Annotated in this window: 10 protein-coding genes; 7 read left to right on the top strand and 3 right to left on the bottom strand. The window is 38.6% G+C overall.

All coding sequences use genetic code 11. The features are described from left to right. Nucleotides 1-11: 11 nt before the first annotated feature. Together soxR and L0B53_RS00850 are read right to left on the bottom strand one after the other, a co-directional pair. Entirely contained in the window at nucleotides 12-455 is a 444-nt protein-coding gene (gene soxR / locus L0B53_RS00855) for a redox-sensitive transcriptional activator SoxR (protein WP_235059432.1), read from the bottom strand. 198 nt (nucleotides 456-653) lie between these two features. Further along, the gene (locus tag L0B53_RS00850) at nucleotides 654-2,174 is read right to left on the bottom strand and encodes a PTS transporter subunit EIIC (protein WP_235059431.1); all 1,521 of its coding nucleotides are present in this window, start codon (nucleotides 2,172-2,174) and stop codon (nucleotides 654-656) included. Nucleotides 2,175-2,867: 693 nt separating this feature from the next. Here L0B53_RS00850 and L0B53_RS00845 point away from each other — a divergent pair. Continuing rightward, entirely contained in the window at nucleotides 2,868-3,767 is a 900-nt protein-coding gene (locus L0B53_RS00845; protein ID WP_235059430.1) for a 1,4-dihydroxy-2-naphthoyl-CoA synthase, read from the top strand. Nucleotides 3,768-3,871: 104 nt separating this feature from the next. On the opposite strand, the gene L0B53_RS00840 is transcribed toward L0B53_RS00845, so the two are convergent. After that, entirely contained in the window at nucleotides 3,872-4,531 is a 660-nt protein-coding gene (locus L0B53_RS00840; protein ID WP_235059429.1) for a nitroreductase family protein, read from the bottom strand. Between the two features lie 229 nt (nucleotides 4,532-4,760). Between L0B53_RS00840 and L0B53_RS00835 the strand changes: the two genes are divergently transcribed. The 6 genes from L0B53_RS00835 to modF all read left to right on the top strand — a co-directional run bounded on the left by L0B53_RS00835 (nucleotide 4,761) and on the right by modF (nucleotide 12,939). Next, nucleotides 4,761-5,246: a VOC family protein gene (locus L0B53_RS00835; RefSeq protein WP_235059428.1), complete on the top strand. Its 486-nt coding sequence runs from the start codon at nucleotides 4,761-4,763 to the stop codon at nucleotides 5,244-5,246. A gap of 391 nt (nucleotides 5,247-5,637) precedes the next feature. Beyond that, a complete protein-coding gene (gene dsrO / locus L0B53_RS00830; RefSeq protein ID WP_235059427.1) occupies nucleotides 5,638-6,426 on the top strand; it encodes a sulfate reduction electron transfer complex DsrMKJOP subunit DsrO in 789 nt (262 codons plus the stop codon). Continuing rightward, nucleotides 6,416-7,489 carry an NrfD/PsrC family molybdoenzyme membrane anchor subunit gene (nrfD, locus tag L0B53_RS00825; RefSeq protein WP_235059426.1) on the top strand — a complete coding sequence of 358 codons (1,074 nt, stop codon included), beginning with the start codon at nucleotides 6,416-6,418 and terminating at the stop codon, nucleotides 7,487-7,489. Before dsrO ends, nrfD begins: the two co-directional genes overlap by 11 nt. Before the next feature lie 14 nt (nucleotides 7,490-7,503). Continuing rightward, nucleotides 7,504-10,617 (top strand): molybdopterin dinucleotide binding domain-containing protein, encoded by a 3,114-nt coding sequence (locus L0B53_RS00820; protein ID WP_235059425.1) that lies wholly within the window; start codon nucleotides 7,504-7,506, stop codon nucleotides 10,615-10,617. Between the two features lie 323 nt (nucleotides 10,618-10,940). Then, a complete protein-coding gene (locus L0B53_RS00815; RefSeq protein WP_235059424.1) occupies nucleotides 10,941-11,150 on the top strand; it encodes a hypothetical protein in 210 nt (69 codons plus the stop codon). A 340-nt stretch (nucleotides 11,151-11,490) separates the two neighbouring features. After that, the gene (gene modF, locus L0B53_RS00810; protein ID WP_235059423.1) at nucleotides 11,491-12,939 is read left to right on the top strand and encodes a molybdate ABC transporter ATP-binding protein ModF; all 1,449 of its coding nucleotides are present in this window, start codon (nucleotides 11,491-11,493) and stop codon (nucleotides 12,937-12,939) included. Nucleotides 12,940-12,976 lie beyond the last annotated feature (37 nt).

The following is a 12,976-nucleotide window of genomic DNA, read 5'->3' as shown; positions in this document are numbered from 1 at the left end:
CTATTATTACCTTAAAATTGAATAATACGCTGTGGGCCATCACCTTGTCGATGTAATTGATCGTCAGGATTTAATAGTTGACAATTTATCATACTCAAACAACCACAACCAATACACCCCGTTAAATTATCTTTTAATGATTGCACCTGAGCTAACTTCTTATCGAGATCATTTTGCCATTTTTTAGCAACTCTCTCCCAGTCTGCTTTTGTGGCTGGTTTATTCATTGGAAGCGAGCTTAATTCGTCACTGATCTCTTCAAGGGTAAATCCAATATTTTGTGCCACTTGAATCAAAGCTATACGACGTAACATTGATAGATGATAGCGGCGTTGATTACCACTGGTTCTAATTGCCGTAATTAAGTTTTTCGTTTCATAGAATCGTAATGCGGAAGAGGCGACACCACTACGCTCAGATAGCTGGCCAATAGTAATAAAGTTTTTATCTGACATTAAGCAATAATCTGAAATATTAAGGTTATTGTAGTTTATCGTAAAGAGAGGGGATAGGTGAGACTTTCTAGTCACTGTTTGCTTTATTCTATTATCAAACTAAATAGAAAAAGCAGCTCTAGCAAGCGGGCTAGAACTGCTTTAATCGATGAGTGATTAAATTTTAATGCTTAAACACTCAGTCATTGTTACTTGAAATTAGACATTTTCTTTTTGTGCAGCCGCTTTTTCTTCTGGTGTTCGGTAATCGAAGAAGAAAATTAGCGCCATAGGTACAATAAATGCCACTGCAATCGCTGTTGCATAAACCCACATTGGATTAAATACCGGAATAGTTAGCAATGAAGTAAAGGCAAAGGCTTTTGTTGTCACACCATTATAGTGAGAACCAAGCGTTGCAATTACAAGACCACCCGCCACACAACCAGGTAACATGCGTGAATAAACACGTTTAAAGCGTAAATGGATACCATATAGAGATGGCTCAGAGATACCACCAAATAGACCCGCAGCCAATGCACCCACAGAGGTTTGACGCATCATTTTGTCTTTTTCACGGATAGAAATCAGTAATACACCTGCAGTTGCACCAAAACATGCAAAGTTCCAAACACCCATTGGACCTTGAATGAAGTCATAACCTAGCGTTTGGATATTAACCAGCATTAATGCATTTAACGGCCAATGTAGACCAAGGGGTACTAGGAATGGGTAAAGTAGTGGAATTAATAGCGCGAATACGAATGGCGCATTAGTATTTAACCAAGCTAAACCTGTACCTAAATCTGTACCGATCCAAACACCTAAAGGACCGATTAAAAATGCCGTTAATGGAATCATGATCACTAACGATAAGAAAGGAACAAAAACCATTTGTACATTTTCAGGGAAGATTTTCTTCAAGAAGCGATAAACAACTGCCAATACCGCTACCATGATTAACGGTACAAATACTTGACCAGAATAATCATTTAACTGCATTGGTAAACCAAAGATATGTGCAACATGAGAAGTAATTCCTAGTGTTGTATCTTTGATTGCCGTCGTTGAAGCCATTGACGTTAACTTTTGGAAGTCAGGTGTCATTAGGGCACCCATAATTGCAGCACCTAACCAAGGGTCAACCTTCAGTTTTTTAGAGGCGTTATATGCAATCATGATAGGGAGGAAATAAAAGACGGTGTGCCACATTGAATCAACAAAAACCCAACCAGCAGACTTAGCACCACGGAAATCGACGACATGTAATGCATCTAATACCGCAGCCATGGCGATAATTAGCGATGCACCTAATAAAATACCAAGAATGGGACGAAAAGAGTCAGAAAGGTATTCAAAGAAACCATCAACCCAAGCAATTTTACCACGAACGCCATTTGAGCGAAGTTCTGCTTTAAGATCATCGTTTGAAGATTCATCTTTTTCAGTAGATTCACTTTCAGCACTTTCAGCACTTTCACCTTTCATTTCAGGAAGATCGTTGATTTGTGCCATCATCGATTGTACAGCACCACCAATGACGATCTGGAAACGATCGCCACTTTGTGGAACAGCGCCCATTACTTCAGGAATAGCATCGATTGCAGCTTTATCCGCATTTTCGCCATTGTGTAGCTCAAAACGGAGACGAGTCGCACAGCAAGTCATAAATTTAATATTACTTGCACCACCCAGACCCTCAAGAATTCTTTGAGGAGCAGACTGTTTATTTTTAGACATTTTATTTTAAACCTTTGATTTAAAAGCACCAGTATATTTATGGTGAGTTACTATTTGTATTAAAATGTTGTCATTAAATAAATACAGATAATAACTAGTTTGATGTTATAAATGAGAGCTAGAATATTTACTAGGTCATTATTAACAATTTATATCTAATGAATTTAATTAGATATATTTGCGGCGAATTTTACCATGTTGTCGAAAAGTAAATACTACTTAAATGACAATCATAGATTTCAAAAGAAGAGTGTAATTATTGAACTTTAATTAGGGGTTTTATTATAAATGAGCTGCTAATGTTAAAACTTATTAGGTAAGTTTATTTCTGATTTAAATTGTCTTTAAATTACGTTTTGATTTCTAATGGGTAGTGTTGATTTCTAATAGAGGGGGTATTTCGTAATTTATTCGTTTTATACCTAAAATAATTGGCGTTGCTAGTCGGCGGCAAGTGAATGAGGTCCCATGAGTATAGGTATACTATATAATTGGGGCGAAGGAGCGATGCCAACAACCTAGTGACTTCAAGTATTAAGGGGGTATACCTTAAAAAGTGATTGAGCGTAGCATGTGTGAAGTAAGTGGTGTTGCTCTTCAAGGATTGTTGAAGAAGAAAAACGCTTATTATTAGTTGACGAAAAAGCAGGTTAGACCTATATTGAAGTTAAATTTCCATAAGTTGAGCTACTAATGACAACAGCAGAAAATCCATTTAATCCAAGCCTTTGGGTTAAAGTACCAAACTTTGATTTTGAAGATATTACCTACCATCGTCATAAAGATCACGGCATCGTTCGTATCGCATTTGATCGTCCTGATTGTTTGAATGCATTTAGACCAAAAACAGTGGATGAACTTTACACCGCCCTTGATCATGCACGTCAATGGTCTGATGTTGGTAGTGTCTTAATTACTGGGAATGGTCCATCGAAGAAAGGTCAATGGTCTTTCTCATCAGGTGGTGATCAGCGAATTCGTGGTAAAGATGGTTATAAGTATGAGGGTGAAGAAGCGGGAACGGCGGATGTAGCTCGTATGGGACGCCTCCATATTCTTGAAGTTCAGCGTTTAATTCGTTTTATGCCTAAAGTGGTTATCGCCGTTGTGCCTGGTTGGGCAGTTGGTGGTGGTCATAGCTTACATGTTGTCTGTGATTTAACGTTAGCGTCTAAAGAGCATGCAGTATTTAAACAGACCGATCCGGATGTTGCCTCATTTGATTCGGGTTACGGTTCAGCCTATTTAGCGAAGATGATTGGTCAGAAACGTGCTCGAGAAATATTCTTCTGTGGTTTTAACTACTCAGCTGAAGAAGCGTTTGATATGGGAATGGTGAATAGAGCGATCCCTCATGCTGATTTAGAAACTGAAGCGATTCGCTGGGCAGCTGAAATTAACAGTAAGTCTCCAACGGCAATCCGTATGCTGAAATATGGTTTTAACTTGCCAGATGATGGTTTAGTTGGACAACAGCTGTTTGCTGGTGAAGCGACTCGTTTAGCTTACGGCACAGAAGAAGCACAAGAGGGACGTGATGCCTTCTTAGAAAAACGCGAAAGAGATTTTACTAAATTCCCTTGGCATTATTAACGGTTTAAATTAATTGTTAATAACGCAAAAACATTGAAAAAACACCCTCTTGATATATAAAAGATAATCAAGAGGGTGGTTAATCTTTGTTGCTGACTTTTTATTTAAAGCTCAACAAGCACATCAGACATTGGAAGACGGGCTTTCGGTAGTCCGAAGTTATAATCCTCTTTATCTTTGTGATAACCCATTGCTAATGCAACTTCACAAACATGCCCATCTAATTCCTTCTCAAACTCTTTTGAAATTAATTCGCTATCGACACCTTCCATTGGGGTAGAATCAATATTTAATCTAGCAAGTACGTGCAATGTATTTCCTAACGCTAAATAAGTTTGAGCTTTAGTCCAATGACCGTTAAAGCCTTTTTCATCAGTATTTAACTCTGCAAAGCTGTATGCACCTTCGATAAACCCATCATACCTTTCTGCTGGCAAATGGCCTGAGCTGACTTCTATATCAGCACGATGCTTATATTTTTCTTTTGTAAATAAAGGATCGTAAGCAAATAAGATAATATGAGAAGCTTCTGTCGCATGACGTTGGTTAAACTGAAATTTATTCGCAAATGTAGAGCTAAAACGCGCTTTAGCTTCTTCACTCCCTAACAAAATAAATTTCCATGGTTGGCAATTGATTGAAGAGGCTGAAAGTCGAATTGCTTCTTTAATTATTTCAATTATTTCAATTGGGATCTTTTTACTATCATCATAATGTTTCGTGGTGTAGCGATGGTTAAGGTCGGTTAGAATCTGATTATTCATCGTTATATTCTTTATTCAGTTTAATCAATAGACACGTATTAAATATAATAGCCAAGAATTTTAAAAATAAAAGATAACACCTGATTATAATTATCAATTTATATTGATAATTTTTTGTTATCATTAGCATCATGTATTATTATTTCTCTTTATTTTTATCACTGACTATACTTCTTTCATCAAGTTTAGGTATCTACTTATCCGTTACTTATAAATAAAGAGAAGTATTATGAAAATGAATCACATTGGAATCATGGTTCCAGATATGGTTAAAGCTGTTGAGTTTTATACTAAAGCATTAGGTTTATCGGTTGTTATGGATAATACGCCAGTGACAGAAGAGCGTGAAACTGCGATTGGTCGTATGTGTATTGCTGTTTTTGGTGAAGGATTTAAAGGTTTTAATATCGCTCATCTATTAACAACCGATGGAATTGGTTTTGAACTTTTTGAGATGAAAGATCATCAAGATCGCCATAACGTAGACTTTTCACGTATCGGTTTATTCCATTTCTGTCTACAAACTGATGACTTTGAAGGCGCGATTGCTCGTACTGAACAATATGGTGGTAAAGTTCGTATGGATATTATGCGTTACCATCCAGAAGATGATAATAAGCCTGCAAAAATGGTTTACCTAGAAGACCCGTTTGGTAACCTATTTGAGTTATACTCTCACCCATATGCTGAGACTTATGCATCTGATTATTCATAATCATAAAATACCTCTATTTTATCTAGCATAATAAATTAAACCGTTACCTCCAATTTAATAATGAGGTAACGGTTTTTTATTATCACAATGTCTCTCCCGATAATCTACATATTTATATCCTCTATTTTTCTTCTAATTTTTAGCTTCTTATTTTCACTGATAATTTAAGATGTTAGTTATTTTCAATTATTTTTAGCTATCAAGTCATATTTTCTCTATCAATGTAAAAATTGATCTAAAACAAGTTTTCCTTCCGTATGTGGAAACCCACAATTGAGTAACTTTTACTGCTGGTTAGAATACCTCCAATGAGTTAATTGAACGCATTAAGACTAAGTTCATTCAATTACGATGCACAAGCTACGTTGCAGAATCAAAAGTGAGTTAACCGATGGATATCACCAAAAGAAAGCTACTAGGTACAATAGGCACGCTCAGTGCAGGTGCCGCCTTAATCCCGATCGCTGGGGCAAGCACACTCTCCAAACAGAAAGTCACGGAATATAATGACATTGCAAAAAAGGGTGATTCAAGTAAACGTTACTCAATGGTGATCGATCTTCGCCGTTGTGTTGGCTGTCAGGCTTGTACTGTCGCTTGCACTATCGAGAATCAACCGCCTCTAGGGCAATTCCGTACTACGGTTAATCAGTATGAAGTTTCAGATAACGATAACCTTGATGCGCCTGCTGCTTTCTTTATGATGCCTCGTCTATGTAACCATTGTGAAACGCCAGCGTGTTTACCGGTATGTCCTACAGGTGCAACCTATCAACGTGATGATGGCATTGTGGTTGTAAATAACGAATGGTGTGTTGGTTGTGGTTATTGTGTTCAAGCTTGTCCTTATGAAGCACGTTTTATCAATCATGAAACCAATACGGCGGATAAATGTACGTTCTGTGCTCATCGATTAGATGCGGGTCTTTTGCCTGCTTGTGTTGAAACGTGTGTGGGTGGCGCTCGTGTGATTGGTGATCTTAACGATCCTAATAGCGAAATTAACCGTCTATTAAAAGAAAACCACAGTGATATTAAAGTGCTGCAACCTGATGCTGGTACTGCACCACGAGTTTTTTATATCGGTATGACTAAAACGTTTCAAGATAAATTATTGGCAGAACCAGGCGTACGAAGCCTAATGAATGCATCTGGAGAGGAGATCCACAATGATCATTAAAGAGATATTCACACCAAGCTTTGATGTCTCATGGTTACCGTGGGCGGTTCAATACTTCTTCATGATTGGTCTTGCTTACAGTGCAGGATTTATTGCCACGATGACTATTTTTTCAAACCTGGATGAGAAATACCGTCAACGAATTTTGTTACTCTCAGGGTTATTAATGATCAGTGCGGGTCTTGTCGGTCCTATCTCTCTACTCGGTGACCTGCACCAACCAGCACGAGCTTGGCATTTCTATATGCAAACTCGAACTTCATCTTGGATGTGGTATGGCGCTTATCTTCTGCCGTTATTTAATATCGCGATTATCCTATTTGGTTGGATGACACTCCGCCCTACACTAAAGAACAATGCTAATAACAGTGATTTAGTTGGAAAAACTTGTCAATTATTATTGGTCGGTAACTGGTCGTCTAATAAATACCTGAAAAAAATTGCGATAATTTCAACCATTTTTGGTTTGGCGATTGCAACCTATACCGGTATGGAAGTGATGTCAGCGAAGGCAAGAGCATTATGGGATACTCCAATGTTGCCATTTATGATGTTAACCACCGCAATGGTTGCAGCTTATGGCGTGTTACTGATATTAAATCGGGTACTTAAAGGTAATGAAGTTGAAGTCAATCGTATTCTCTTAAGTGGGATACGTATGTCATTAACTCTATTTATTTTGACGATTTTGATTTGGACACTAATGGACAGCCGTTCGATTGAGCAAGCCAAGTCTCTGTTTTCATTTAGTCAAACATGGCAACTCTCTGCATTTTGGGTCGTATCGACGGTCATTGTGTTAAATATTCTATTGCTTTTCCGTACTGGAAGTCAGGGTGTTATTTCAATCATCACAGCGTTAATTGCGATTCATTTGAACTGGGGTTTACGTTGGTTAATCTTAATGCAAGCGCAAACTGTGCCTAAATATGGTGCAGGAACCTATATCTACAATATCTCTTGGGGACCAGAAGGGATACTCGGTATTGTAGGAACATTTGGTTTGTGGTTCGCTATTATCTTAATTTTCTCTGAATTCGTTCGCAAAAATTCAAACATTTAATGAGGCTGTAAAAAATGGACAATAATAAAAGACGTTTTTTAAAAGGTGCAGCCGCCGCTGGTGGTGCAGGTCTATTTGTTGCTGGCTATAGCGATAGTATCAAACATATTGCAAATGGCGTGACAAAAGGGACATCAGGTGAAGTCACCAAAAATGCAATCTACGGCAATGCATTAGATGTTGAATATAAAGTTGATCTTAAAGATGGCAACATTACTGCGAATGAAAAACAGCGCGTAGCGAACACCATGTGTTTGGGCTGTTGGAGTAAGTGTGGTGTCCGTGCAAAAATTGATAATGAAACCGATGAGATCTTAAGAATCACCGGTAACCCTTATCATCCATTATCAGGAACAGAAGGGAGTACGCTAAAGTTTGACACTCCGATCAAAGATGCATTTGTCTCGTTAAGTGGCTATCAAGAAGCGGGATTACAAGGTCGTTCAACGGCTTGTGCTCGTGGTAATGCGATGCTTGAGAATTTAACCAGCAAACATCGTGTCACTGAATGTTTAAAGCGTGTTGGCCCTCGTGGTAGTGGTAAATGGCAAGTGATTAGCTTTGAACAGTTAGTTTCTGAAACCGTTAATGGTGGTGATCTATTTGGTGAAGGTCATGTGGAAGGATTAAAAGATATCCGTGATACCAAAACACGCCTTGATCCTAATAACCCTGAATATGGACCAAAGTCAAACCAGCTTCTTGTCACCGATGCCAGTGATGATGGTCGTGAAGTGTTCACTAAACGCTTTACTTTTAATAGCTTTGGTTCACGTAATTGGGGTAACCACGGTTCTTATTGTGGCTTTAGTTATCGTGCCGGTAGTGGTGCGGTGATGGATGATCTAAAAAAATACGCGCATGTAAAACCTGACTGGTCGAACAGTAAGTTTCTGCTGTTTATTGGAACATCTCCACAACAGTCTGGTAATCCATTTAAGCGTTCAGCTCGTGAATTAGCTAATGCGCGTGTAGAAAATGGTAAAGACTTTTCTTATGCTGTGGTTTCTCCGATGTTACCGAATACATCAAATATGCCATGCGCACCCAAAAACCGTTGGATTCCGATTAAGCCAGCAACGGATTCAGCATTAGCAATGGCGATGATCCAATGGATTATTGAAAATGAGCGTTATGCTGACGATTTCTTAACTGCGCCTAACTTTGGTGCTGCTAAGGCCGCAGGCTATAACAGTCATAACAATGCTAGCCATTTAGTGTTTAGTGATACAAAACACCCTAAATATGGCAAGTTAGTCAAAGCGAGCGATATTGGTCTTCCTATCGCAGGTAAGCCAAATAGTCCAAGTGATGATTTTGTTGTTTTAGATGCGAAAAGTGGTGTCATCACTAAAGCCAATGACAGTCAAAAAGCGCAACTCTTTGTTGATTCTGAATTAGAGACAACAAAAGGAAAAGTGGCGGTTAAATCAAGCATGGCATTACTAAAAGCTTCTGCATTTGCCAACAGCTTGCAAGATTATAGCGAGGCGTGTTCTGTGCCTGTTGACGAGATTATTCGTTTAGCTACGGAGTTTACTTCACATGGCAAACAAGCCGCAGTGATCTCTCATGGTGGCACAATGAGTACCAACGGTTTTGATACGGCTTGGTCGATCATGATGTTGAATGTCCTTATCGGTAATCTTAATAGTAAAGGCGGTGCATTAGCGAGCGGTGGTCAATACCCAGCATTCGGTGCCGGCCCGCGTTATAACTTAAAGAAATTTAAAGGAATGGTGAAGCCAAGCGGGGTTTTCCTTTCCCGTTCTAAATTCCCGTATGAGAAAACATCAGAATTTAAACGTAAGGAAGCAGCAGGAGAGAATCCATACCCAGCTCAACAGCCATGGTTCCCTATTTCGCCACCAGTTACGACCGAGCATTTAACTGCGGCTTTAAATGGTTATCCATATAAAGTTAAAGCGTGGATCAGTCATATGACCAATCCAATCTATGGTATGCCGGGTTTAAGAACGGCGTTAGAAGATAAATTACGTGACCCTAAAGTGTTGCCGCTGTTTATTAGTGTTGATGCCTTCATTAATGAAACCAATGCATTCTCAGATTATATTGTGCCTGATACCTTAACGTATGAGTCATGGGGGTGGACCAGTGCTTGGCATGATGTTCCGACAAAAACCTCAACCGGACGTTGGCCTGTGGTTAAACCTCGTGTGGTACCAAATGCTGAGAAAGATACAGTGTGTATGGAGAGTTATATTATTGCTATCTCTCGTGCAATGGGGCTGCCAGGTTTTGGCGAAGATGCAATTAAAGGGCATGACGGTAAGAGTTACCCTTTAACTAAGTCGTATCACTTTTCGCTTTATGGTGGAGCGAATGTTGCTTATCAAAAAGGTAAGCCAGTTCCCCACATTGATAGTGATGATCTTAATTGGTCTGGGGTTGAACGTATTCTTCCTGAACTGACTTCGACCTTAACGGCAGAAGAGGCAGGAAAAGTCGCGTATCTTTATGCCCGTGGTGGTCGATTCCAAGATGCCGATGAAGGTCGTAAACCCAACGGTGATCCAAGTAAAATGTGGATGAAACCGATGATGATCTGGAATCCAACTATTGGTAGCCGTAAAAATAGTATTACGGGCGAATACTTTGGTGGCGTGCCGAGTTATGCGCCAAGTCGTTTAGCGGATGGCACGGAATTAACTGACGCGTTTAAAGAGTTTCCGTTACGGATCTCTAGCTACAAATCCCATACTATGAGCTCAATGAGTATTGGCTCTGACCGCCTACGTCAGGTTCACAGTAATAATCCGGTACGTATTAATGAACAGACTGCAAAACGGTTAGGGATTACGACTGGAGATAAAGTTGAGATCTCAACGCCAAACGGTTCACGTTTTGCTTTAGTTGAAGCGGTGGCTGGGGTACATGAAGATTGTTTAGCGATTGAGCATGGGTTTGGCCACAAAGAGCTGGGTGCCAGTGATGTTCAAATTGGTGATAAAGTGATCAAAGCGAATCCACTTATTCAAGTTGGTATCAACATGAATGATCTGTCGGTTTTAGATACCAGCCGCAAAGGACGTTATCCATTAATCGATGCAACGCTAGGTTCAGCAGCACGTCAGGGATTACCGGCTAAAATTCGTAAAGTGAGTTAATCTCTGCTTGATGTTTTTTCACTATACCTAAAATAATTGGAGTTGCTAGTAGGAGAACAGACTTAGCAAACAACCTAGCAACTTCAAATATGAAGGAGATAACTAAAGTAATTTAAGTTGTTCGTCAATAATAAGTCAAGTAAGTCCTTATGAGTAAAAGTACACCAATATGGTTGTGATGAATCATATTGGTGTTGATAGATTCGTCTCTTTACCTGTATTAATGCGAATCTATCAACACTGATTATTTTATAAAATAAGTTATCTGCTTTGAAAAATATTGACTATAATTGTTTTAGATATATTTCTTAGTGGAGGTCTTGATGGATATTAGTCATGTCAAAAAAGGGCTCGTTGTAGAATGTGATCAAGGGGTAGGTACTATTATGTCCATTGATTATGAGTTAGAGATGGTATTACTATCAAAACAAGAGTCGTCAAAAGATAATAACAGTAATAGTCAAATAACAGTTGCATTTGATGAAATTCAAGAAGACTCGCAATCACACCCTGGTTGTGAAGAATATTATTAGCCCTTTCTTCGTATACCTAGCAACTATGAAGGGTATATGTATTAATCAATGCTGATGAGTAGTATCAACTTTGATAATTTATTCATCAGCTATCATTTCCCCTATTCATCACTTTTATTGATCCCAATATGACCAAGAAGATTTCAATGACAATACGCACTTAATGTTATCTTGTCGGGTACAAGTACAGATGAGTCTGAGTTTTCTGCTTTTAATTACTGATGTTGAATTTATTGTAATATAGATATAATCACATTAAGTTATTCTAAATATACGGATTTAAATGTTATCTTTAAAGCAATAAAAATAGCTATCTTAATGAAAAGTAAAGGACTCATTGATGCAGGTTTTAATTAATGATTTAACGGTCAATACGTTTACGAGCCGATTAAATATTTCAAACTGGACGATTCATTCAGGACAATCTTGGGGTGTGTTCACGACAGGTGGTGATATCGGCTCTGCATTGGGTGCGCTGTTGTGCCAAGAATTAACGATAGATAAAGGAACATTAAGTCTATCAGGAGGCAAAGTGGCACAAGTCTCTCTGGTTGAACAACAACGATTGTTAGATCAAGAACTAGCAAAAGATGATACAGATTTTTTAGATCGGATAGATAATGGCACGACGGTTTATTCTCTGATTTTCGAACAGAGCCAAGATAAGTTACTGACAAACCAATTAATTAATGATCTGGATCTTAAATATTTATCTAACAGTGGATTTCGAGTACTTTCTACCGGGGAAACACGTCGTGTGATGTTAGCAAGAGCATTAGCGGCTAAACCTGATTTACTGGTTTTAGACAATCCATTTACAGGGTTAGATATTGCTCATCGTCAATCTCTTGCTGATTACTTAGAAACACTCTCTCAGTCAATCCAGATGATCGTTGTTTTCAATCGCGAAGAAGATATCCCTGACTGGATTAAACAGATAGCCTTGTTTAACCATGGTCAATTTGATTCGGTTATGGATAGTCAAACATGGCAACAACACCCTGCAATTAATCAAATTAAAGCGCAATCTAAACAACAGAGTGAGGAGATGATGACTTTGATACGTCGTCATCAACATCAAGTTTCCTTCCAAAACCCTATCTTTGAGCTTAAAGAGGGGAAAGTCGAATACACAGACAAAACAATTTTTTCTGGTGTTAATTGGCGAATCAATAAGGGAGAACATTGGCAGGTCAAGGGGCCAAATGGTTGTGGAAAAAGTACCTTGTTAGGGCTGATCTTTGGTGACCATCCACAATGTTATTCTAATGATATTCACATACTCGGCAATAAACGGGGTTCTGGCGAAACCATTTGGGACATAAAGAAAAATATCGGCATGGTGTCATCGGCACTTCATTTACAATATCGTGTGAGTTGCAGTGCGTTAGATGTGATTTTATCGGGTTTTTATGACTCGATTGGTCTCTACCATCATTCAAGCAAGAAAGAGCGACAAATTGCGCAAGAGTGGTTGAGTATCCTTCATATGGATCAATATGTTAAAACACCCTTTAAGCAGTTAGAGTATGGACAGCAACGGTTACTCTTAATTGCCAGAGCGATTGTCAAACAACCGGCGATATTAATTCTAGATGAACCTTATCAAGGCTTAGATTATTTAGGACGACGTTTAGTTAAAAATACTCTAGAGCTCATCGCTAAAGAAAATTTAAGTCAATTGCTTTACGTTTCACATTATGAGGATGATAAATTAGAGAGCATAAAAAATGAGTTGATTTTTACTTTTGATCAGCAACAACAGTACTATGTTGCTGAGTGTAAGTAACTGATTGTATTCTTTAAATAGACCTAATCCTCTTCAA

This window comes from Vibrio sp. SS-MA-C1-2 (genome assembly GCF_021513135.1).
Lineage (GTDB): Bacteria > Pseudomonadota > Gammaproteobacteria > Enterobacterales > Vibrionaceae.
This window is presented reverse-complemented; position numbering and strand designations above follow the sequence as displayed.

Excerpts from the sequence above, each read along its gene's own strand:
- soxR (WP_235059432.1), bottom strand. The coding sequence starts at position 455 with ATGTCAGATAAAAACTTTATTACTATTGGCCAGCTATCTGAGCGTAGT.
- L0B53_RS00850 (WP_235059431.1), bottom strand. The coding sequence starts at position 2,174 with ATGTCTAAAAATAAACAGTCTGCTCCTCAAAGAATTCTTGAGGGTCTG.
- L0B53_RS00845 (WP_235059430.1), top strand. The coding sequence starts at position 2,868 with ATGACAACAGCAGAAAATCCATTTAATCCAAGCCTTTGGGTTAAAGTA.
- L0B53_RS00840 (WP_235059429.1), bottom strand. The coding sequence starts at position 4,531 with ATGAATAATCAGATTCTAACCGACCTTAACCATCGCTACACCACGAAA.
- L0B53_RS00835 (WP_235059428.1), top strand. The coding sequence starts at position 4,761 with ATGAAAATGAATCACATTGGAATCATGGTTCCAGATATGGTTAAAGCT.
- dsrO (WP_235059427.1), top strand. The coding sequence starts at position 5,638 with ATGGATATCACCAAAAGAAAGCTACTAGGTACAATAGGCACGCTCAGT.
- nrfD (WP_235059426.1), top strand. The coding sequence starts at position 6,416 with ATGATCATTAAAGAGATATTCACACCAAGCTTTGATGTCTCATGGTTA.
- L0B53_RS00820 (WP_235059425.1), top strand. The coding sequence starts at position 7,504 with ATGGACAATAATAAAAGACGTTTTTTAAAAGGTGCAGCCGCCGCTGGT.
- L0B53_RS00815 (WP_235059424.1), top strand. The coding sequence starts at position 10,941 with ATGGATATTAGTCATGTCAAAAAAGGGCTCGTTGTAGAATGTGATCAA.
- modF (WP_235059423.1), top strand. The coding sequence starts at position 11,491 with ATGCAGGTTTTAATTAATGATTTAACGGTCAATACGTTTACGAGCCGA.